This window comes from Stenotrophomonas sp. CCNWLW162, assembly GCF_037203745.1.
In the GTDB taxonomy this organism is placed as follows: domain Bacteria; phylum Pseudomonadota; class Gammaproteobacteria; order Xanthomonadales; family Xanthomonadaceae; genus Stenotrophomonas; species Stenotrophomonas maltophilia_AQ.
The window spans coordinates 488,145-509,960 of sequence record NZ_JBBCBL010000002.1 but is presented as its reverse complement, the minus strand read 5'-3'; the positions used below and the strand labels follow the sequence as shown (position 1 = coordinate 509,960).

Sequence of the window (21,816 nt, the reverse complement as noted above, 5' to 3'; positions counted from 1 at the left end):
TTCCGCAAAGCCTGCGGCTTGCCACCCGCATCGATTGACGGCACGCTTGCCGGATGCCCAATACTCCTTCGCCGCTTTCCGGTTTCGCCTTCGTGGGCGAACCGCTGGAGCGCGCCGATGCCCTGCGCGACGATGCCGATGCACTGGCGCGCCTGTGGCCGGGCGCGCGCATTCTCGTGCTCGATCAGGACGGTACCGCCTTCACCGGCGACGACGACCAGCCCTTGGCGCTGACCGGCGCCGACATCGGTGGTGGCCCTGGTGCCGCAGTCTTCCTCGGCCTGCGTGGCGAGCAGGCCTGGTTCTCGGTCGAAGCCGCCAGCGTTTCGGTTACTGCGCCGCGCCGGCTCGACCTGCGCCAGGCCGCCCTGCTGTGGTCGATGGCCGATGCGACCGCCTTCAGCTATGCCCGCGGCATGTCCTACTGGCATTCGCGCACCCGCTTCTGTGGCGTGTGCGGCGGTGCCGTGGCATTTGCCCGTGGCGGCTTTGTCGGCCGTTGCACGCAGTGTTCCACCGAGCACTACCCTCGGGTCGATCCGGCGGTGATCGTGGCGGTGGAGAACCAGGGCCGGCTGCTGCTGGGCCGGCAGTCGAACTGGGCGCCGCGCCGTTACTCGGTGCTGGCCGGCTTTGTCGAACCGGGCGAGACCTTCGAACAGACCGTAGTGCGCGAAGTACACGAGGAAAGCAAGGTGCGGGTGACCGCCTGCCAATACCTCGGTTCGCAGCCGTGGCCGTTCCCTGGTGCGCTGATGATCGGCTTCCGTGCGCAGGCCCAGGATGACCTGCCGACCGTGGACGGAGAGCTGGAAGACGCGCGCTGGTTCAGCGCCGAAGACGTCGGCGCGGCGCTGGCACGTGATGTCGAGGACGATGGTCAGGGCATCCGCCTGTCGCCGCCGATCTCGATCTCGCGGGGCCTGATCGAGCATTGGTACCGCCAGCAGCAGGGGTGATGGCCAGGGGCTGCCAGGCGTGTTCTGGTGCCAGCATTGCCGCCACCTGAACACGCCTCGGGTTACAGTGCGATCCATCGCAGGAGGCGTCGCTGCGACAGGTAAGGTAGCGACGCCTAGCGTTCTGTTTCGTAGGGAGACCTGCCATGTTCACCACTCTGGCCGCCGTGCTGGTGGCACTGGCCTTGGGCCATGTGGCTCCGGCCGCTGCCGCTTCGCTGCGCCGTTTCGATGGCTTCCGGCGCTGGCTGGGCTGGCTGGACGCGCGGGGTGGCAAGGCCTGGCAGGGGCCGGCAGGCGTGGCCCTGGCGCTGCTGCCGCCGCTGCTGCTGATGGCGCTGCTGGCCTGGCTGCTGCGCGGCGCGCTGTTCGGCCTGCCATCGTTGCTGCTGGGCGTGGCGGTATTGGCGTGGTGCTGGGGCCCGCGCGACCTGGACCGCGATATCGAAGCGATCATCGATGCCGACGATGCCGCGACGCGTCAGGCGGCGGTGCGCAACCTGCAGTCGGCCGGCGGCAGCCTGCGCGAGGACATTCCGTCACTGGTCGAGGCGACCGTACTCAACGCGCTGCGGCGCTGGTTCGCGGTGCTGTTCTGGTTCCTGCTGCTGGGCCCGGCCGGTGCGCTGGGGTACCGGCTGCTGGCACTGATGGCGGAAAGCCCGATGCGCGCGCGCGTGCCGGTGGAGCCGCTGGCACTGGCACAGCGTCTGCTGGGCTGGATCGAGTGGCCGGTGGCGCAGTTGATGGCGTTCTCGATGGCGCTGGTGGGTAACTTCGATACGGCGTGGAAGGCCTGGCGCCAGGCCCATGGCGAACGCCTGGCCGGTGACATCGGCTTTCTTGGCGCGGTGGCACGGGCCAGCGTCAACGCCGAGCTGCGCGAGGATGCGCACGATTACACCGAGGCGGGACTGTTGCCGGTATGGCAGCGGCTGCCGGACCTGCGCGATGCGATGAGCCTGGTGTGGCGGATGCTGCTGCTGTGGCTGGCGATCCTCGCCCTGCTGGTGATTGCAGGCTGGGTGACGTAGTTGTATTGCAGGGCTTGCAGCCCTGCACCTGCAGAGGCAAAGGTCGGAGCAACAGCAACAGCAGCTCTGGATTGCTGATGGTTGGGCGGGACGGTGTGGGGCTGCAGGACACGCCGTAAACCCGTCCCTGGGGGCTCGATGGCGCCTCGCTCGTGCGCGCAGGACAGCGCACACGTGCAAGCGGCGACCGAGCTTACATGGGTGAGGGCGCTTTGCTTGCGAAGCATTGCTTCGCAAGCGACCGAACGCCCAGCCGGCAGCGGCTGGGCCGGCCCCCGGAGGGTGACTTGCAACGCCCCCTGCGCAGGCCACCCACCCGGCCAACCCCAAGGCTTCTACCTTCAAACGCCGCCCACCACGAGGGGCTGCGCCGTTGGCTGGAAACCTAGATCGGTGCCAGCGCAGTGAACGGTGCCCACGGCAGGTTGCGCAGCAGCGCATACCCGGGCAGCACCCAGAGCCAGAACACGGGATTGGCCAGCACCCGCATCAGCGGATCAAGTACACGGGGGCGGACGCCGGCGATGTTCAGCAGCATCAGCAACAGGAACGGCAGGCTGATGACCAGCAGCGGGTTCATCGCCATCGCGCCGGGCAGGTCGAAATGGACCAGGGAATACAGGCAGCGCGTGCTGCCACAGCCGGGGCAGTACAGGCCGGTCAGCGCGTACAGCGGGCAGCTCGGCAGCGGATTGCCGGCGACATACGGATTGACGTTGCGCAACACCACCGTGGCACCCACGGCCAGGCCGGCGGAGACCAGCAGCGGTGCCCAGCGGGCGAGTCGGGAACGAGCGGGAAGCGCGGACATGCAACAACGGATCCGGCGCAGGCGCCGGATCCGTCCAGGCGTATCAGTAGCCGCTGTTGCTCATCGCGCCCATGCCGCCGAGCACAACGAAGAACAGCACGTACAGCACCACCAGCACGGCCCAGGCGATGGCCGACCAGATGGCCCACTTCTTGGCCTTGGCAGCGGAGTCCTGGGCACCGGCGATGTCGCCAGCCGCCAGCTTGCCGTTGACCTGTGCGGCGTAGACGATCGACACGATGCCGGCCGGCAGGCAGCAGAACAGGGTGGTCAGGATGGCCCAGACCAGGTTGTTCGGGACCTGCGGAGTAGCAGTATTCATGGGTTCAAGCTCCTTGATGGGTGGTGGTGGTGAATCATTGGTCGGAAAGAGCGCCCAGTACGGCCAAGCCGCCGAACAGCCCGAACCACAACAGCAACAGGACCGGCAGGGACACGGCCGAAGCCACCGCCCACCAGCCCGCCTTGCGCGACGCGCTGTAGGCCCCCGGCAGGTCGCCGGCCGCGCGGCGGCCATCGACCTGGGAGGCATAGACGATCGACACCACGCCCAACGGCAGGCAGCAGAACAGCGTCGTCAGGATTGCCCAGACCAGATGGTTGGGGATGTAGACCGGACGGCTGAGCGGTGGTGGTTGATTCAAAGCGAGACTCCATTCCTTGGTGGTCGGCCGTTGTGAATCGGCCGGACCTCCCCCCTGTGGGTGCGTAATCTACCGCAACCGGCGTTGCATGTATGCGTTTACAGTCGCGGTATTCCGTGTTCGCCACTGCACGGTAGCGTATGCGGGAAGGTCGCCGGGTCCGCCTAGGCGAGCCGATTCCGTCAGGCGTGGTCACCACGCAGCGCCCGCACCTGGGCCTCCAGCACCGGGGCGCTGGTGGTGTGGCCATCCACGGCCGGCGCGGCGACCACTTCTACGGTGGCGCGGAAGCGGCGCGGTACACGCATGCGGCCCAGCCGGGTGTCGCGCCGGCTCCACATGCTCGACCACATGCTACGCAGCGCCATGGGTACCACCGGCACCGGCCGCCGTTCGAGGATCTTCTCCACCCCGGACTTGAACGGTGCCATCTGCCCGTCGCGGGTCAGCGCACCCTCGGGGAAGATGCAGACCAGTTCGCCTTCGGCCAGCGCCGCGTCGATCTCGTCGAACGCGCCCTGCATCAACGCCGGGTCTTCGCGGGCACCAGCGATCGGGATCGCCTTGGCGGTACGGAAGATCCAGCGCATCACCGGAATGTTGAAGATCTTGTAGTACATGACGAAGCGCACCGGGCGCGGGATCGTCGCCGACAGGATCAGCGCGTCCATGTAGCTGACATGGTTGCAGACCAGCAGCGCGGCGCCTTCGTCGGGCACGTTGGCCTCGATGCCGTGAGGGCGCAGCCGGTACAGCGTGCGCACCATCACCCAGCTGAGGAAGCGCATCAGGAATTCGGGGACGATGGTGAAGATGTAGATCGCCACCAGTGCGTTGGCGATGGCCAGCGCCAGGAACTGCTGCGGAATGGTCCAGTGCAGCAGCTTGTGCGCGGCCAGCGACAGCAACGCGGCGCCGACGATGAAGCCGGAGTTCTGGATGTTCAGCGCGGCGAACACGCGTGACATCTGCGCCTTCGGCGTGCGGCTCTGGATCAGCGCGAACAGCGGCACCACGAAGATGCCGGTGAACAGGCCGATGCCGATCAGGTCGATGACGATACGGATGCTGCCAGGCTGTTGCAGGAACGGGCCGATGGACAGCCCGTGCACGGTCGCCTCGCCGCTGCGGGCGAAGTACAGGTCGAGCAGGAACGCGGTCATGCCAAACGCACCGAGCGGCACCAGGCCGATTTCCACCGTGCGTGCCGACAGCTTCTCGCACAGCAGCGAGCCGACGCCGGTGCCCACCGAGAACAGGGCCAGGGCGAAGATGTACAGGGTCGGTTCGCCGCCGAGGTTGGTCACCGCATAGGCCGGCAGCTGCGAGGTCAGCACGGTGCCGACGAACCAGAACCAGGACACGCCCAGGATCGCGTTGCGCACCGCTTTCTGCTGGCGTGCCATGCGCAGCACCGCCAGCGACTCCGGCAGTGGGTTCCAGTTGATCTTCAGGTTCGGGTCGCCGGCATCGACCTTGGGGATCAGCCGCGCGGCGATGTTGCCGCAGATCGCAAGGCCGATGATCGCGCAGGCCGCCACCACCGTGCCATGACTGCCGGCAACGGTGAATACCAGCCCGCCGACGATCATGCCGGAGAGGATCGACATCGAGGTGCCCATCTCGACCAGGCCATTGCCGCCGGTCAGCTCTTCGGGCTTGAGCACCGACGGCAGCACCGAGTACTTCACCGGGCCGAACAACGTCGACTGCATGCCGGTACAGAACAGCGCGATCAGCAGCACCGGCAGGCTCTGGGTGAGGAACCCGGTGGCCGCCAGCGACATGATCACGATCTCCATGCTGGTGGTGATCACGATCAGCCGCGATTTCTCAAGTTTGTCGGCGATCTGCCCGGCCAGTGCCGAGAACAGGAAGTACGGCAGGATGAAGATGGCCGGTGCCAGCGTGGCGTACAGCCCCAGTTCTTCCTCCGGCACGGCCATGAACAGCAACATGCTGATGATCGCCTGCCGGTATACGTTGTCGTTGAACGCACCGAGCGCCTGGACGACGAAGAACGGCAGGAAACGGCGCTGGCGCAGCAGGGCGAACTGGTTGTGACCGGACATGGAGCCTCCTTGACCGGCGCAGCCTAGCATTCCTGCCTATCCGCTGTGGGTGCGGACCTGTGGGTGCGGACCGTTGGTCCGCACACTTTGAAAGGTGTCAGACGATATCGTCGACCACGCCGCCATCCACGCGCAGCGCCGCGCCGGAGGTGGCCGAGGCCTGCGGCGAGGCCAGGTACACCACCATGTTGGCCACTTCCTCAACCGTGGCGGTGCGCCGGATCACCGAAGACGGCCGGTGCGCCATCACGAACTCGCGGCCGATCTGCTCCAGTGGCTTGCCGCTGCGCTGGCGTTCATCTTCGAACATCGCCGCGAAACCATCGGACAGGGTGGGGCCGGGCAGCACCGCGTTGACGGTGACACCGCTGCCGGCCACGCGCTTGGCCAGGCCGCGCGACAACGACAATTGCGCGGTCTTGCTGACCCCGTAATGGATCATGTCGGCGGGAACGTTGCGGGCCGACTCGGAAGAGATGAACAGCACGCGGCCCCAGCCAGCATCGACCATCGCCGGCAGCAGCGCCCGCGACAGGCGCACGCCGGACATCACGTTGGTCTGCCAGTAGCGCTCCCAGGTCGCATCGTCGGTCTCGAAGAAGTCCTCGGGGCCGAAGATGCCGGCGTTGTTGACCAGGATGTCGACCTTGGGCAAGCCGGCCAGCAGCGTATCGACACCGGCCGCATCGGACAGGTCGGCAGCCACGCCGAGCACGTCGGCATCTGGAACGGCGTCGAGCAGGCGCTGGCGGGCGCGCTCGACGCTGTCGGTGCTGCGGCCATTGAGGATGACCCGCGCACCGGCGACGGCCAGGCCCTGGGCAATCGCCAGGCCGATGCCGGCGGTGGAGGCGGTGACCAGCGCGGTACGGCTGCTGAGTTCGATCTTCATGGAGGAATCCGGGGCAGGGGGATCACGCAGTATCCGCGTGGCTGCGTGATCGGGATGCAGCGCTGGATGCAACGCGATGTTGCGTTGGCGGTAGCACCGGGCGATGCACGGCGGCAGGCTGTCAGGTGAGCGTGCGTACCGCCTCATTGGCCGCCGCGCGCACCTTCGGCAGCATCCGCAGCACCAGCGCCATCTGCGTGCGGATCAACTGCAGCTTCGGCGGCATCGCCTCGTCAATCTGCTCCAGCTCGGCGGCCACCGCGCGGTCGGCATCATTGTCCTCCTCTGCGACCGGCTGCCGTGCGGTCAGGGCCGTCGCCAGCTGCTGCAGCGCCTTGCGCACGCGCTCACCGGCAGCCAGTGCCAGCGGATCGCCGGCGTAGCTGTCCACCTGGTCGCGGTGCGCACCCAGGGCCGACAGGTGCCCGAGCAGCGTGTTGGACAGCGCCAGGAAGTGGAAGCCGGCGTCCAGGTTGCGGCGCACGTGGCCGGGTTCGCGCAGCATGTTCGACAGCGCGGTAGACAGCGCGGCGTCGGCGTTGTGCATGTCGCGGCGGGCGATGCGGTAGGCCAGGTCGTCGCGCATGCCGCTGCGGTACTGGCCCAGCACCGAATCCAGATAGCGCGCAGCGGTATCCAGCACCCGCGCCAGTACAAGATGCAGTTGCCGGCCCTGCCAGTCGGGCAGGATCAGGAACGCGGCCGCAGCGGCGATCGCACAGCCCAGCAGCGTATCGACCATGCGCGGCACGATCAGCACGAAGCCGTCGCCGATCAGGTTGAAGCAGGTCAGTGCCATCACCGTGATCGCCGCCGACGCTACCAGGTAGCGGTCGGTGCGGGTGAAGAAGAACAGCAGCGCCGACAGCAGCGCGATCAGCAGCTGCACGTGCAGCTGCGGGAACAGCTGCAGCAGTGCCCAGGTCAGCACCAGGCCGAACAGCGTGCCGACGATGCGTTGTGCAAGGCGCTGGCGGGTTGCACCGAAGTTGGGACGGCACACGAACACGATGGTCAGCAGCACCCACGAGCCGTTCTGTGCATTGAACAAGCGGATCGCAGCGAAGCCGGCGATCAGTGCCAGCGCCATGCGCAGTCCATGGCGGAACAGCACCGAGCCCGGCGTGAGCTGCTGGCGGATACGCACGCCCATCTCGCGCAGGCTATGCGGGTTGCTGTCGCGCAGGCGGGTGTCAACGTTGTCGAGGCTGGCCTCGGAACGCTCCGCATCGAGCAGGCGGCGCTCGATGCTGCGCAGGTTGTGCACCAGCAGGTCCAGCGAGCCGAGCAGGCGCTGCCATTGCGGACGCTGCTGGTCGCGCAGGTAGGCCAGCGCATCGGCCAGGTCGCGCCCGGCCTGCTGGTTGCTTTCGCCATACACGAACGGACGACGCAGGCGGATCGCCTCGCCCAGCCGCGCACAGGCCTGGCCCTGCAGGTCGAGCAGGCGCTGGCAGCGGTACAGCACGTCGCTGTGGAAGAACGCATCGACCAGCGCGCCGTACGGGTAATGCGAGGAACTGGCGCGCTCATGGAAATCCTGCGCCATGTAGTACAGGCGCAGGTACAGGCCGGAATTGACGCCGGGCCGGCCGGAGCGACCGAAGCGGGCCAGGATCGCGGTCTTGGCTTCGTTGAGCGCACCGACCACGCGCCGGTTCTGTTCGGCCAGGTCCAGCTGGCGACGCTGCAGGTCGGCCTCGCGCACCGGTTCGAACAGCGCGGCCTTCAGCTGCAGGTAGCGGCCCAGTTCCACATACAGGCGCGCCACCCGTTCGCGCACCGGCCGGTTGGCGAACAGCGTGGTCCACAGGATCGACAGCAGGCCGTACCAGACCGCACCGGCCAGCAGGTGGCTGACCGCTTCCAGCGCGCTGTGCAGATCGCTGGCACCGTGTTGTTCCAGCCCGATCATGGTGTAGATCGCCAGCGTCACCGTGGCCTGGGCGATGGACGCATAGCGCTCGCCGAGCGCACCGAGCAGGGTCAGGCCGAAGGTGGACAGCGCCAGCGCGGCGATGAAGATCCACGGCCATGGGAACAGCCAGATCACCGAAGCCGCGGCGAGGCAGAAGCACAACAGCGACAGCGCCACGGCCTTGGTCCGGCCCCACCAGTTGTCATCGGTCTCGGCGATGGCGCTGGCGATGATGCCCAGGAACACGCCGGGTAGCGCGGTCAGTGCATCCAGCTGCCAGCACACGGCGACAGCTGCGGTCAGGGCGATGAACACCCGCAGGCCATAACTGGCCTTCTCGTGGGCCCACAGGCGACTGAGACTGGATTGGCGGGCGGACATGCAGGCTCGGGAGGCGGAATGCCCCCATTATTGCGGGCCTTGCGTGAAATCCGGTAGCGCCGGGCCGTGCCCGGCGAGGGCGCAGCGCGGCGCTACCGTTGGATCACATCTCCCAACGCACGCTCACCGCGAACGTGCGCGGCAGGCCGGCGCCGGCGTTGGACCAGTACCTGCGGTTGGCCAGGTTCTCGACGCTGGCACGCAGGGTCACCGGATGGCCTGACGCCAGCAGGCGATAGCCGATGCCTGCGTTCACCAGCGTGTAGTCGGGCAGCTTCAGGGTGTTGTCGGCGTCGTACCAGACATCGCCGTAGTAGCGCACGGCGGCATAGGTCTCCAAACCGTCTACCCAGGGCAGCTGGTAGGTGGCGTGCAGTACGCCGCTCCAGCGCGCAGCACCGGCGGTACGGTTGCCTTCCTGTGCGGCGCTGCCCGGGGACAGCTTGTCGTAGGTCGGATCCAGCCAGGTGACGCCGCCGCCGACCGTCAGTGCATCGTTGAGGTGCAGGTCGGCACTGGCTTCGATGCCTTCGTACAGCGTGACGCCATCCTGCACCAGGCGCTTGCCGGCCGGCGTGAGCTCATCGATGTTGGCACCACGTTCCAGCCGGAACGCGGCCACGTTCGCATTCCAACGCGCCGCTTCGACCTTGGCACCGATCTCGTACTGCTTGCTGATGGTGGGATCGAGCACGTCACCGGCGTTGATGTAGCTGTTGCCTACGCGGCTGCCCGCCTCCAGCGACTCGATGTAGCTGGCGTAAAGGGTGACCGCCTCGCTGGGCTTGAACATCACGGCGTAGGTCGGGGTGACCGGGTAGGTGTGGTATCGCCCCTTGGTTTCGAAGTCGTTGTAGCGCCAGCCCGCCAGCACCGACCAGCCGCTGCCGAGGTTCACCGTATCGCTTGCGAACACCGCCTGCTGCACCGTCTCGTCGCCGCGGGTCATCACCCGCGAACCGACGGCGTCGTGGCGGATGGCATGGCGCTGGTACAGGTTGGCGCGGCCGATCAGGTTCCACTCGTAGGGACGGTCCCAGCCCAGCCCGGTCTGGTGGCTGATGCCTGCCACCACCTGATGCTGCAGCGGACCGGTGCGGAAGCTGCCCTGCAACATCGCCTGGGCCAGCTTCCACTCGCTCTTGCCACCCAGTTCGTAGACATTGACGTCGTAGTCGCCGTTGAGATCATCGATGTAGGCGAAGATCTTGTTGACGTCATTCCATGAAGTGGTGACGCCATAACTCAGGCTGGCCTTCCAGTCACTGTTGATCTGCCAGTTCAAGCCGGTCGACAGCAGGCTGGAGCGTGTGTCGTAGTAGGTGCCGGGCACGCTGTTGTCGGTATCTCCAGAGATCGGCCGCGGCAACGAGGTCAGGCCACGGAAGTAGTACTGCGGCGATTCCTCGCGCAGGTCGCGCGACTGGAACACACCGTCGAAGGTCCAGGTGAGCGCATCACTCAGGCGCGCGTCCAGCGACAGCGCGCCGACCTTGCGATCGACATGCCCGCCGTTGAAGGTCTCGCCCTTTTCCTGGAAGGCGTTGAAGCGGTAGCCGAACATCTGCTCGTTGCCGAAGCGGCCGCCAACGTCGATGCCGCCGCTGACGATGCCCTGTTCGCGCCAGCCCAGCTGGGCGGAGAACGTGGGCGTGTCGGTTGGCTTCTTGGTGATGTAGTTGACGATGCCGCCGGGGGTGCCAAAGCCATACAGGAATCCGCCCGGGCCTTTCAGCAGATCGACCTGTTCCATTACTTCCAGTGGCCATTCGGTGCCCCAGGACGAGACCTGCAGGCCATTGACCCGGTAGCTGTCGTAGTTCAGCTCCAGACCGCGGTTGCGGATCGGCGAGCTCCAGCCACTGGCATAGGCGCTGACCTGGGTGCTGACCGAGGGGTCGAGCAGGAAGGCTTCACCCAGCGAGACCACCTGGCGCTGCTCTATCTGCTCGCGGCCAACCGCGGTGATCGCGAACGGAGTGTCGCGCAGGGCGCGGTCGCCCAGTGCGCCGGCGTCGGTATGGGTGCGCTCGGCAGTGACTTTCACCGCATCCAGATCGGTGGCGCTACGGCTGCCGGCCGGCACTTCGGCGTGGGCGGCACAGGCGGCGGAAAGGGCAACGGCCAGCAGGGCCAGGCGGGGGGAACGGGAAGGTAGCATCGATGGTGGTCCTCGACGGACGGCCACGGGCCATCCGCCCACGGGTGGGGGAAGGGGCAGTGGCTGGGATCACACAGGCGTGCCGGAAGCCGGCAGCGGGGCGCCACAACGGGGCGCAGGACCATGGCTGGATGAGAATTGTTCTCTTTTCGTTACGGCGCGTCAAACCCGGAGGCGTGCGGACCAACGGTCCGCACCCACCATCCACACCCACCATCTGCATCCACGGTAGTGCCGGCCGCTGGCCGGCAGATTGGCTGTATGGAGAAAGCCGGCCAGCGGCCGGCTCTACCAGTAGTAGATCCACGCCATGCGTGGATGACCCTTCTACGCCCGCTGCGCGCGCTTGAGCAGCTTCGCTTCGCGCTTGCGTGCGCGGCGTGCCCGCCAGCGTTCGGCCAGGCACGAGAAGATCACGTACAGCGCTGGTGTGCTGAGCAGCGTCAGGCTCTGCGAGAACAGCAGGCCGCCGATCATCGCGATACCCAGCGGGCGCCGCAGCTCGGACCCTTCGCCGAGGCCGATCGCCAGCGGTACGGCGGCCAGGATCGCCACCATCGTGGTCATCATGATCGGGCGGAAGCGCACGATACTGGCCTCGCGTGCCGCTTCGCGCGGGGCCAGCCCATGCTCGCGCTGCGCCACCAGCGCGAAGTCGATCATCATGATCGCGTTCTTCTTGACGATGCCGATCAGCAGCACCAGTGCGATCATCGAGATCACCGACAGTTCGGTGTTGGTGCCGAACAGCGCCAGCAGCGCGCCCACTCCGGCCGCCGGCAGCGTGGACAGGATGGTGACCGGATGGATCAGGCTCTCGTACAGCATGCCCAGCACCAGGTACACGGTCAGGATCGCGGCAAACACCAGGATCAGCATGTCGCTGGGATCGGAGTTGAACCCGAAGCCCGCATCATCGGCCAGGCGGATGTCGCCGGGCATGCGCATGCCGGCCACGGTCGCGTCGATGATCGCCTTGGCCTCACCCATGCTCACGTTCGGCGCCAGGTTGTAGCTCAGGTCCATCGTCGTGTACTGGTTCTCGTGGGTGATCTGCGACGGCGCCAGCCCCGGCACCTGCTTGGCCATCGCCGTGATCGGCACCATCTCGCCGTTGCGCGCCCGCACGTACACCTCGTCCAGCGCTGCCGGCGTAGCGGTCTGCGAGGGCAGGGCGTTGACCACCACGCTGTACTGATTGATGTCCGAGTAGATCGTCGAGATCTGGCGCTGGCCGAACGCGCCGTACAGCGCCCCATCGATGGCGCCGACCGATACGCCCAGGCGCGCAGCCTTGGCGCGGTCGATCTCGATGTTCTGGCGCAGCCCGGCATTGTCGACATCGGTGCCGACATCGCGCAGCTTCGGGTTCTTCTTCAGTTCCGCCTGCAGCTTGGGCAGCCATTCCTGCAGGGACGCCAGGTCATTGCCCTGCAGCGAGATACGGTACTGCGCGCCCTGGCTGGAGCCGCCGCCATCGTTGCTGGGCAGATCCTGGATCGCACGCAGGCGCAGCTGCAGGTCGGGGTAACGGTCGGCCTTGGCGCTCAAGCGTGCCAGTGCATGTGCGGTGGTTTCGCGGCGGCCTTCCTTGCGCGATTTCAGCTCGACGTTGAACTGTGCGCTGGAGCCCTGGCGGCCGCTGCCCAGGCGTACGCCCACGGTCTTCACCGCCGGGTCGGCCATCAGCATGTCGGTGATGCGACGCTGGCGGGCGACCATGTCCTCGAAGGAGACGGTGGCACTGGAGTTGGCGCGGCCCCAGATCAGGCCGGTGTCCTGCGGAGGGAACGCGCCCTTCTTCACTGCGCCGAACAGGAAGATGGTGACGCCGATCAGGATCAGCGGCGTCAACGACAGCAGCAACGCGTGGCGCAGCGAGAAGTCGAGGAATACGGTGTAGATGCGCAGCATGCGCTCGTGGCCGGCATCCAGCCAACGGCCGAAGCGCGACGGCGCTGCCTTGTGATCATGGGCACTGAGGAAGCGGCTGCACAGCGCCGGGGTCAGCGTCAGCGAGACGACCATCGACACCACGATGGCCGCGACCAGGGTAACGGTGAACTCGCGGAAGAACGCACCCATCATGCCGCTGGCGAACAGCAGCGGGATGAACACCGCCACCAGCGAGGCGGTGATCGAGACGATGGTGAAGCCGATCTCGCGGGCACCGGTCAGCGCCGCCTGCATGCGCGGCATGCCCTCGTCGAGGTGGCGCATGATGTTCTCGATCACCACGATCGCATCATCGACCACGAAGCCGATCGCGATCACCAGCGCCAGCAGGCTCAGGTTGTTCAGGGTGAAGCCCATCACGTACATCACCAGCGCGGCACCGGCCAGCGACAGCGGCACGGTCACTGCGGCGATCAGCGTGGGTGCCAGCCGGCGCAGGAACAGCGCCATGGTCAGCACCACCATCGCCAGGCTGATCAGCAGGGTGATCTGCACTTCATGCAGCGACGAGCGGATGGTCGGCGTACGATCGAAGTACGGCGTCATCGTGGTGCCGGGCTGCAGGTAGTCGCGCAGGGTCGGGATCTGCGCCTTGACCCGGTCTACGGTCTCCACGATGTTGGCGCCGGCGCGGGTGAACACGTACATCACCACCGCCGGTTTGTGGTCGAACCACGCGGCCTGGTAGGCGTCCTGCTGGCCGTCGTAGACGTTGGCGATGTCCTTCAGGCGGATCACCCGGCCGTCGCCCTGGGTCTTCACCACCAGGTCGGCGAAGTCGGCAGCGCGTGCGACCGAATCGTTGGCGATGATCGCGGTGGTGGTGTTGCCATCGCTGAGGAAGCCGGTGGGTGAGGTCACGTTGGCCGCACGCACCGCGTTGCGCAGGTCATCGGCGGTCAGGCCCAGCGCGTTCATCAGGCGCAGGTTGACGTCCACACGCACCGCCGGCGTCGAGGCACCGGCGATGTCGACCGAGGCCACGCCGCTGATCTGGCGGATGCGTTGGGCCAGCAGTGAGTCGGCGACGTTGTACAGCTCGTCGGCCGACTGCGTTTGCGAGGTCAGCGCGATGGCGATGACCGGATCGTCGTTCGGGTTCGCCTTCTGGTACATCGGCGAACCCATGCCCGAGGGCAGGTCGGCCTGTGCAGAATTGATCGCGGTCTGTACGTCCAGCGCGGCCGAATCGATGTTGTGGCCGCTCTGGAAGATCATGAACACAAGCGAGCTGCCTTCCGAACTCGACGAGCGCATGCGGTCGATGCCGGGCAGCTGGCCGAGGTGGCGCTCCAGCGGTGCGGTGACCGTCGAGGCCATGGTCGCCGCATCTGCGCCCGATTGGCTGGCGTGCACGAAGATCACCGGGATCTCGATGTTCGGCAGCGCCGATACGCCCAGCCGCAGGTAGCAGATCAGGCCGACCATGAACAGGCCGATGGCCAGCAGCGCGGTGCCGATCGGACGGCGGATGAAGGGGCCGGACAGGTTCATCGTGCGGGCCACCACGGCAGTGGGGCGTGGATCATGCCTGCGGCTCCTGCAGTGAACCATCGCGCAGTGCGCGCTGTTCACGGCGGCGTGCCAGCCACTCGGAGAAGCGCTCCATGTACAGGTAGATCACCGGAGTGGTGTACAGGGTCACCAGCTGCGACAGCAGCAGGCCGCCGACGATGGCGATGCCCAACGGGCGGCGCAGCTCCGAACCGATGCCGGTACCCAGCGCCAGCGGCAGGGCGCCGAGCATGGCCGCGGCGGTGGTCATCATGATCGGGCGGAAACGCAGCAGGCAGGCGCGGCGGATCGCTTCGTGCGCGTTGGCACCGGCGCGGCGTGCCTCGATCGCGAAGTCCACCATCATGATGCCGTTCTTCTTGACGATGCCGATCAGCAGCACGATGCCGACGATGCCATCCACCGACAGGCTCAGCCCGCACAGCATCAGCGCCAGCAGCGCGCCAACACCGGCCGGCGGCAGCGTGGAGATGATCGTGATCGGGTGGATGTAGCTCTCGTACAGCACGCCCAGCACGATGTAGATCACCACCAGCGACGCCAGCAGCAGCCACACCACATCGGTCTGGCTGCCGGTGAATTCGGCAGCCTTGCCGATGAACTCGGCATGCAGGTGGGTGGGCATGTCCAGGTTGTCCTTGGTTTCCTGGATCGCCCGCACCGCTTCGGACAGCGAATAGCCCGGTGCCACGTTGAACGAGACCGTCACCGCCGGCAGCTGCTGCTGATGGCTGACCAGCAGTGGCGCGCTGCTGACCTTGCCCTCGGCCAGCGCCGACAGCGGGATGATGTTGCCGGCACCGACGGTGATACCGGTGTTCTGCGCACCGATGCCCGTAGCGGTCGACGAGTTGGACGAGGTGACCTGGCCGAAGCTGGTGGCATTGGTGCCTGTCAGTGCACCGGCACCATTGGAGGCAACGGCCAGCTGTTCCATCAGCGCGGTGCTGGTGCGGAACTCCGGCGCCACTTCCAGCACAACGCGATACTGGTTGAGCTCGGTGAAGATGGTCGAGATCTGGCGCTGGCCGAACGCATCATAGAGGGTGTCGTCGATGGTCTGCATCGGCACGCCCAGCACGCTGGCCTTGTCGCGGTCGATGTTCAGCTCAAGCGCACGGCCCTGGTTGGACAGGTTGTTGTCGACGTCGGCCAGTTCCGGGCGCTTGCGCAGTGCTTCGGTCAGGCGCGTGGCCTGGGTGGCCACCGTGGCCGAATCCACGTCCGACAGCGAGTACTGGTACTCGGTGGCAGCCACGCGGGTATCCAGGGTCACGTCCTGTACCGGCTTCAGGTACAGCGCGACACCTGGAATGCCGGCGACGGCCTTCTGCAGGCGCGGCAGGATCTTGTCCAGGCCGTCACGCTCGCCGCGTTCCTTCAGCACGATCGACAGCTGGCCCTGGTTGAGCGTGGGGTTCATGCTGCCAGCACCGATGAACGCCGACACGCCGGTCACGTCCGGGTCCTGGCGCAGTGCTTCGGCCACCTGCTTGGTGCGCTGCTCCATCTGCGGGAAGGCGATGTTCTGGTCGGCCTGGACCACGCCGGTGATCAGGCCGGTGTCCTGCTCGGGCAGCAGGCCCTTGGGAATCAGCACGTACAGCAGCACGGTCAGCACCAGCGCGCCGCCGGCCACGGCCAGGGTCAGGCGCTGGTGGCCCAGCACCCAGTCCAGGCTCTGTTCGTACAGGCCCACCGTGCGCGTCCACAGGTTCTGCTTGCCGGCGGCGGCCGCACGCTCATGCGCGTCCTCGCCCTCGGGCAGCGCGTCGGGCTTGAGCAGGTAAGCGCACATCATCGGCGTCAGCGTCAGCGAGATCAGCATCGACAGCACGACGGCGATGCTCAGCACCCACGCGAACTCATGGAACAGGCGGCCGGTGACGCCGGGCATCAGCAGCAGCGGCAGGAACACCGCCACCAGCGAAACGGTCAGCGACAGCACGGTGAAGCCGATCTGGCGCGCACCGATTTCGGCCGCTTCCTTGCCACTCTTGCCCTGCTCGATGTAACGCACGATGTTCTCGATCATCACGATCGCATCGTCGACCACGAAGCCGGTGGCCACCACCAGCGCCATCAGCGACAGGTTGTCCAGCGACATGCCGGCAAAGGCCATCACCGCGAAGGTGCCGGCCAGCGATAGCGGCACCGCCACCGAGGGAATGATCGTGGCCCACAGCCGGCGCAGGAACACGAAGATCACCGCTACCACCAGGCCGATGGTGAGGATCAGGGTGAACTGCACTTCATGCACCGAGGCGCGGATGGTCTCGGTACGGTCGTTGAAGATCTGCAGGTGCACGTCGGCTGGCAACACGCCCTGCAGCTGCGGCAGGATCGCGCGGATGCGCTCGACGGTCTGCACGATGTTGGCGCCGGGCTGGCGACGCACTTCCAGCAGCACCGCCGGTTTGCCATCGGCCCAGGCGGCCAGCTGATCGTTCTCAACGCCATCGATCACCTGGGCCACGTCCGACAGCCGCACCGGACGGCCGTTCTTGTAGCTGATGATGGTGTCGCGGTACTCGGCGGCGCTGGACAGCTGGTCGTTGGTGCCAATGCTGTAGGACTGGGTCTTGCCGTTCAACGAACCCTTCGGTGCGTTGACGTTGGCCTGGGTCAGCGCGCTGCGCAGCTGCTCCAGGGTCAGGCCCATGTTCGACAGCTGCGCCGGATTGACCTGGATGCGCACGGCCGGGCGCACGTTGCCGGCGATCGAGACCAGGCCCACGCCCTGCACCTGCGAAAGGCGCTGGGCGAGGATCGAGTCGGCGTAGTTGTTGACGTCGCGCAGCGGGCGCGTGTCCGAGGTCAGCTTCAGGGTGACGATGGCCGCGTCCGCCGGATTCACCCGGTTATAGACCGGCTGGTAGGGCAGCGACGAGGGCAGGGTGGCCTGGCGGATCGCCGCCTGCACGTCCTGCGCGGCGATGTCGATGTCGCGGTCCATCGAGAACTGCAGGATGATCGTGGACAACCCGGCCGACGAGTCGGAGGTCATCAGCTCCAGCCCGGAGATCTGCCCGAACTGGCGCTCCAGCGGGGTGGTGACCAGCGAGGCCATCGTGGTCGCGTTGGCACCGGGGTACTGGGTGGTGACCACCAGGCTGGGCGCATCGATTTCCGGCAGCGCCGACACCGGCAGCTTGCGGTAACCGAGGATGCCCAGCAGCAACAGGCCCGCCATCAACAGCGAGGTGGCGATGGGACGGCGGATGAAGATCGTCGAAAAGCCCACGGACTGATCCTTGCTGGCACTTCAATGTCGGCGCCGGCAGGCTTGCCGGCGCGAGGGAGGTCGGTAGCCTGCGCTCAGCGCGGGCCGCCGCCACGACGGCCACCGCCGCCAGCGTTCTTCTGCTCGGCCGCCTTCAGCTCGGCTTCGGTCGGCACCGCCGGGGTTTCGCCCGGCTTCAGCGCGGTGACCTTGCTGCCCGGCTTCAAGCGGAACTGGCCTTCACTGACCACCCGCTCGCCGCCCTTCAGGCCTTCGGCGATCTGCACCTGGCTGTCACCCACTTCCACGCCGCTGCGCACGGCCTGCATCTTCACCGAGTTGTCGCCCTGCACCACATAGACGTACTCGCCGTCCGGGCCACGCAGCACCGCCTGGGTCGGAATGACCACGCCACCGGCAATCGTGCGCAGCTGCATGCGTACGTTGACGAACTGGCCCGGCCACAGGCCGTTGTCGGTGTTGTCGAAGATCGCGCGCGCCTTGAACGTGCCGCTGTCGGCACTGATCAGGTTGTCGACCACGTCGAGCTTGCCGTCGCCGGACAGCACATGCGAATCGGCGCGGTCCAGTGCCGCGACAGGTACCGCACCGGCGGCCTGCGCCTGGCGCACATCGCCGAGCTGGCGCTCGGGCAGGTTGAACAGCACGTGGATCGGATGGATCTGGGTCAGCGTGACCAGCGCGGTGCCGGCGCTGACCACGTTGCCGGCGTCGACCGCACGGATGCCGGCGATACCGGTGATCGGCGCGGTGACCTTGGTGTACTGCAGCTGCACCTGCGCCGAGCGCATGCTGGCCTCGTTGGCCGCCACCGCGCTTTCATACTGTGCCACTTGGTTTCGTTGTGTATCCAGATCGGTCTTGGCGACGAACTGGCGATACTCCGGCGCGTTCGAGCGCTGGTAGTTGGAACGCGCAGTGGCCAGCAGCGCTTCGTTCTGGCGCTTGGAAGCCACCGCTTGGTCATAACTGGCCTGGGCGGTGCGCGGGTCGATCACCGCAAGCACATCGCCCTTCTTCACTTCCTGGCCTTCGCGGAAGTTCAGGCTCATCAGCTGGCCGCCAACCTGCGGGCTGACGGTGACGGTGTTCATCGCGGTCACCGTGCCCAGGGCACTGGCATAGACCGGCACGTCCTGGCGTGCCGCATCCACCACAGTCACCGGCACCGGGCCGGCATCCGGATCCTCGCCACCCTGGCGCGCAGCTGCCGCCGGGCCACCGGCCTTGTCCTTGCCCCCGCCGAGTACGCGCAGGCCGACCACAGCCAGCACCAGTACCGCCACGACCAGCAGCACGATCTTCCAAACACGTGACATTCAAGGACTCCAAGAGGGCTGGACGGGGCACGGCCCCGGTTGGCATTGCGCAAAGCATACCTGTGCCACATCACGTTTCCTGCATGACGGATGGGACGGGCGCTAAGACCGGATCCGGCCGCGGAGGTTCCCGTGGCGGCGGCGTTGCCCTACATTCAGCTGGAACCCCCTGCCGTGGAGATCGTGATGCGCCGTTCGTTGCTGCTGTCCGCCCTGCTGCTGGCCTTGCCGGCCCTCGCCCATGCCCAGGACGCGCAGCGCCCGGAAGTGACCGCCGCCGCCCAGCGACTGCAGGCCAAGGTGGTGGAGTGGCGGCGCGACTTCCACCAGCATCCGGAGCTGTCCAACCGGGAGGTACGCACCTCGGCCGAGGTCGCCAAGCGCCTGCGTGCGATGGGCCTGAAGCCGAAGACCGGCATCGCCCACCACGGCGTGGTGGCGATCATCGAAGGCGGCAAGCCCGGGCCGAAGATCGCCCTGCGCGCGGACATGGACGCGCTGCCGGTGACCGAACAGACCGGCCTGCCGTTCGCCTCCAAGGCCACCGACCAGTATCGCGGGCAGACCGTGGGCGTGATGCATGCCTGTGGTCATGACGCGCACACCGCCACCCTGCTGGGCGTGGCCGAAGCACTGGTGTCGATGAAGAAGGATCTGCCGGGCCAGGTGATGCTGATCTTCCAGCCGGCCGAAGAGGGCGCTCCGCCGCCGGAGGAGGGCGGTGCCGCACTGATGCTGAAGGAAGGCCTGTTCGCCGACTTCAAGCCGGAAGCGGTGTTCGGCCTGCACGTGTTCTCCAGCGTGCAGGCTGGGCAGATCGCCGTGCGTGGTGGTCCGTTGATGGCTGCCTCGGATCGTTTCGGAATCAAGGTGATCGGTCGGCAGACGCATGGCTCGGCGCCGTGGAATGGCGTGGATCCGATCGTGGCCACCGCCGACCTGGTCGGCACCGCGCAGACCATCGTCAGCCGCCGCGCCAACCTGTCCAAGCAGCCGGCGGTGCTGACCTTCGGCGCGATCAATGGTGGCATCCGCTACAACATCATTCCGGATGAAGTGGAGATGGTGGGCACCATCCGCACCTTCGACGAAGGCATGCGCCAGCAGATCTTCGCCGACCTGCGCAACGTGGCCGAGCACACCGCCGCCGCGCACGGTGCAAAGGCGGTGACCGACATCTACGAGTCGGAAGGCAACCCGGCCACGGTGAACGACCCGGCACTGACCGCGAAGATGCTGCCGAGCCTGCAGGCGGTGGTGGGCAAGGACAATGTGTACGAGCCGCCGCTGCAGATGGGCGCGGAGGATTTCTCGCTGTATGCGAAGGAAGTGCCGGGCATGTTCTTCTTCGTCGGTTCGACCAGCGTGGGCATCGATCCGGCGACGGCACCGGCGAATCATTCGCCGAAGTTCCTGCTGGATGAGAAGGCGCTGGATGTGGGACTGCGCGCGCTGCTGCAGGTGAGCCTGGATTACCTGCACGGTGCCGGCACCCCGGCGGGGTGAGGGTTACCGGCAGGGCTTGCAGCCCTGCACCCGCAGAGGCAACGGCAACAGCCGGAGCAACAGCAAAGGCTGGCATTCCGTGGGATGGCGGGGTGGGTCCGGTTGAGGGGGACGCCGTAAACCCGTCCTTGGGGGTTTGGTCGCGGCATCCATGCCGCTCACACCCCCTCAACCGGACCCACCCCGCCTTCGACAGCTTCCCGCGGCTGTTGGAACGACCTCCTGCTTTGGTAGGTGTCGACCTTGGTCGACACGGCGGACGTCATGAACGTCTGAAGCATCGGCTTTTGATTTTGATTTTTCTGATCTTTCCCGTGGTGGATCGGCGGCAGAAATGTGTCTGGGGGCCGGGCGGGTGGGGGTGGCTGGGTATCCGCGTCATGGATGGCGCGGCTAAGCCTCCAAGGGCGGATTCACGGCGTCCCCGCCAGCCCCACCCCCCCGGCCCGCACCCGGGAGTCGGGGCTTCCCGCGACCAACCCACCCACCACGGAGGGGCTCCGCCGTTGGCCGACCCGGCCGAAGGTCCGCTCTGCGCGCGATACAATAAGCGCCATGAACACCCCCCAGGATTCCAGCCTCGGTCGCGAGGTCAGTTACCCGTCGCAGTACGATCCCGGCCTGCTGTTTCCCATCCCCCGCAGCGGCGCCCGCGCCGAGATCGGCCTCGATGACGCCGCGCTGCCATTCGTCGGCCATGACCGCTGGCATGCCTTCGAGCTGAGCTGGCTCGACCCGCGCGGCAAGCCGCAGGTCGCCGTCGCCACCGTGCAGGTGCCGTGCACCTCGCCGCGGCTGGTCGAATCGAAGTCGTTCAAGCTGTACCTCAACTCCCTCAACAGCACCCGTATCGACAGCGCCGAGGCACTGCGCGAACGCCTGGTGACCGATCTGTCGGCCTGCGCCGGTGCGCCGGTGCAGGTGCGGTTCGGCCTGCCGGAACTGCGCGAGGCGCCGCTGGGCGAGTCCATCGATGGGCTGGACGTGGAAATCGACTGCTACGGCCCGCCGCAGGCGGACTTCCTCGTGGCCGACGCGGGCGAGGTGGTGGAGGAGACCCTGGTCTCGGCACTGCTCAAGTCGAACTGCCCGGTGACAGGCCAGCCGGACTGGGCCACCGTCAGCCTGCGTTACCGTGGGCCGAAGATCGATCGCGCGGGCCTGCTGCGTTATCTGATCAGCTACCGCGAACACGCCGAGTTCCACGAGCAGTGCGTTGAGCGGATCTTCAGTGAGGTGTCCGCGCGTTGCCAGCCGCAGTGGCTGGAGGTGGAAGCCCGCTACACGCGCCGTGGTGGCCTGGACATCAACCCTTGGCGCGCCAGCCCTGGCATCGCCGCGCCGGCTGCGACCTACCGCGAACTGCGCCAGTAGCCGCCTCAGGCGGTTACGGGTAGCGCCGGC

General features: G+C 67.0%; 14 protein-coding genes. 4 read left to right on the top strand and 10 right to left on the bottom strand.

The window, feature by feature from the left end:
• Positions 1–53: 53 nt before the first annotated feature.
• Positions 54–959, top strand: coding sequence for an NAD(+) diphosphatase (gene nudC / locus V9K93_RS07290; RefSeq protein WP_136639165.1), 906 nt, complete (start codon positions 54–56; stop codon positions 957–959).
• A gap of 146 nt (positions 960–1,105) precedes the next feature.
• Entirely contained in the window at positions 1,106–1,993 is an 888-nt protein-coding gene (gene ampE, locus V9K93_RS07285) for a regulatory signaling modulator protein AmpE (RefSeq protein WP_046983698.1), read from the top strand.
• A gap of 385 nt (positions 1,994–2,378) precedes the next feature.
• On the opposite strand, the gene V9K93_RS07280 is transcribed toward ampE, so the two are convergent.
• The 10 genes from V9K93_RS07280 to V9K93_RS07235 all read right to left on the bottom strand — a co-directional run bounded on the left by V9K93_RS07280 (position 2,379) and on the right by V9K93_RS07235 (position 18,906).
• Positions 2,379–2,804 carry a DUF2752 domain-containing protein gene (locus V9K93_RS07280; RefSeq protein ID WP_337302279.1) on the bottom strand — a complete coding sequence of 142 codons (426 nt, stop codon included), beginning with the start codon at positions 2,802–2,804 and terminating at the stop codon, positions 2,379–2,381.
• A 43-nt stretch (positions 2,805–2,847) separates the two neighbouring features.
• Positions 2,848–3,126 carry a CD225/dispanin family protein gene (locus V9K93_RS07275; protein ID WP_005411298.1) on the bottom strand — a complete coding sequence of 93 codons (279 nt, stop codon included), beginning with the start codon at positions 3,124–3,126 and terminating at the stop codon, positions 2,848–2,850.
• Positions 3,127–3,160: 34 nt separating this feature from the next.
• Positions 3,161–3,448, bottom strand: coding sequence for a CD225/dispanin family protein (locus V9K93_RS07270; RefSeq protein ID WP_012512303.1), 288 nt, complete (start codon positions 3,446–3,448; stop codon positions 3,161–3,163).
• Between the two features lie 182 nt (positions 3,449–3,630).
• Complete coding sequence (locus tag V9K93_RS07265) at positions 3,631–5,520, bottom strand: MFS transporter (RefSeq protein ID WP_136639167.1); 1,890 nt, start codon at positions 5,518–5,520, stop codon at positions 3,631–3,633.
• Positions 5,521–5,617: 97 nt separating this feature from the next.
• Entirely contained in the window at positions 5,618–6,412 is a 795-nt protein-coding gene (locus V9K93_RS07260; RefSeq protein ID WP_295380246.1) for an SDR family NAD(P)-dependent oxidoreductase, read from the bottom strand.
• A gap of 121 nt (positions 6,413–6,533) precedes the next feature.
• Entirely contained in the window at positions 6,534–8,711 is a 2,178-nt protein-coding gene (gene yccS, locus V9K93_RS07255; protein WP_136639169.1) for a YccS family putative transporter, read from the bottom strand.
• Between the two features lie 103 nt (positions 8,712–8,814).
• A complete protein-coding gene (locus V9K93_RS07250) occupies positions 8,815–10,872 on the bottom strand; it encodes a TonB-dependent siderophore receptor (protein ID WP_295380248.1) in 2,058 nt (685 codons plus the stop codon).
• Between the two features lie 327 nt (positions 10,873–11,199).
• A complete protein-coding gene (locus tag V9K93_RS07245; protein ID WP_136639171.1) occupies positions 11,200–14,322 on the bottom strand; it encodes an efflux RND transporter permease subunit in 3,123 nt (1,040 codons plus the stop codon).
• 31 nt (positions 14,323–14,353) lie between these two features.
• On the bottom strand, positions 14,354–17,587 hold the full coding sequence (locus V9K93_RS07240; RefSeq protein WP_136639172.1) for an efflux RND transporter permease subunit: 3,234 nt from the start codon (positions 17,585–17,587) through the stop codon (positions 14,354–14,356).
• A gap of 74 nt (positions 17,588–17,661) precedes the next feature.
• Positions 17,662–18,906: an efflux RND transporter periplasmic adaptor subunit gene (locus tag V9K93_RS07235; RefSeq protein ID WP_136639173.1), complete on the bottom strand. Its 1,245-nt coding sequence runs from the start codon at positions 18,904–18,906 to the stop codon at positions 17,662–17,664.
• A 186-nt stretch (positions 18,907–19,092) separates the two neighbouring features.
• Here V9K93_RS07235 and V9K93_RS07230 point away from each other — a divergent pair, with 186 nt between their 5' ends.
• Together V9K93_RS07230 and queF are read left to right on the top strand one after the other, a co-directional pair.
• Positions 19,093–20,412 carry a M20 family metallopeptidase gene (locus V9K93_RS07230; protein WP_136639174.1) on the top strand — a complete coding sequence of 440 codons (1,320 nt, stop codon included), beginning with the start codon at positions 19,093–19,095 and terminating at the stop codon, positions 20,410–20,412.
• A 555-nt stretch (positions 20,413–20,967) separates the two neighbouring features.
• A complete protein-coding gene (gene queF / locus V9K93_RS07225; RefSeq protein ID WP_136639424.1) occupies positions 20,968–21,786 on the top strand; it encodes an NADPH-dependent 7-cyano-7-deazaguanine reductase QueF in 819 nt (272 codons plus the stop codon).
• Positions 21,787–21,816: the final 30 nt, after the last annotated feature.

Coding starts and splice junctions, on each gene's coding strand:
- V9K93_RS07260 (WP_295380246.1), bottom strand. CDS start 6,412: ATGAAGATCGAACTCAGCAGCCGTACCGCGCTGGTCACCGCCTCCACC.
- ampE (WP_046983698.1), top strand. CDS start 1,106: ATGTTCACCACTCTGGCCGCCGTGCTGGTGGCACTGGCCTTGGGCCAT.
- V9K93_RS07235 (WP_136639173.1), bottom strand. CDS start 18,906: ATGTCACGTGTTTGGAAGATCGTGCTGCTGGTCGTGGCGGTACTGGTG.
- V9K93_RS07250 (WP_295380248.1), bottom strand. CDS start 10,872: ATGCTACCTTCCCGTTCCCCCCGCCTGGCCCTGCTGGCCGTTGCCCTT.
- nudC (WP_136639165.1), top strand. CDS start 54: ATGCCCAATACTCCTTCGCCGCTTTCCGGTTTCGCCTTCGTGGGCGAA.
- V9K93_RS07230 (WP_136639174.1), top strand. CDS start 19,093: ATGCGCCGTTCGTTGCTGCTGTCCGCCCTGCTGCTGGCCTTGCCGGCC.
- queF (WP_136639424.1), top strand. CDS start 20,968: ATGAACACCCCCCAGGATTCCAGCCTCGGTCGCGAGGTCAGTTACCCG.
- yccS (WP_136639169.1), bottom strand. CDS start 8,711: ATGTCCGCCCGCCAATCCAGTCTCAGTCGCCTGTGGGCCCACGAGAAG.
- V9K93_RS07245 (WP_136639171.1), bottom strand. CDS start 14,322: ATGAACCTGTCCGGCCCCTTCATCCGCCGTCCGATCGGCACCGCGCTG.
- V9K93_RS07265 (WP_136639167.1), bottom strand. CDS start 5,520: ATGTCCGGTCACAACCAGTTCGCCCTGCTGCGCCAGCGCCGTTTCCTG.
- V9K93_RS07280 (WP_337302279.1), bottom strand. CDS start 2,804: ATGTCCGCGCTTCCCGCTCGTTCCCGACTCGCCCGCTGGGCACCGCTG.
- V9K93_RS07275 (WP_005411298.1), bottom strand. CDS start 3,126: ATGAATACTGCTACTCCGCAGGTCCCGAACAACCTGGTCTGGGCCATC.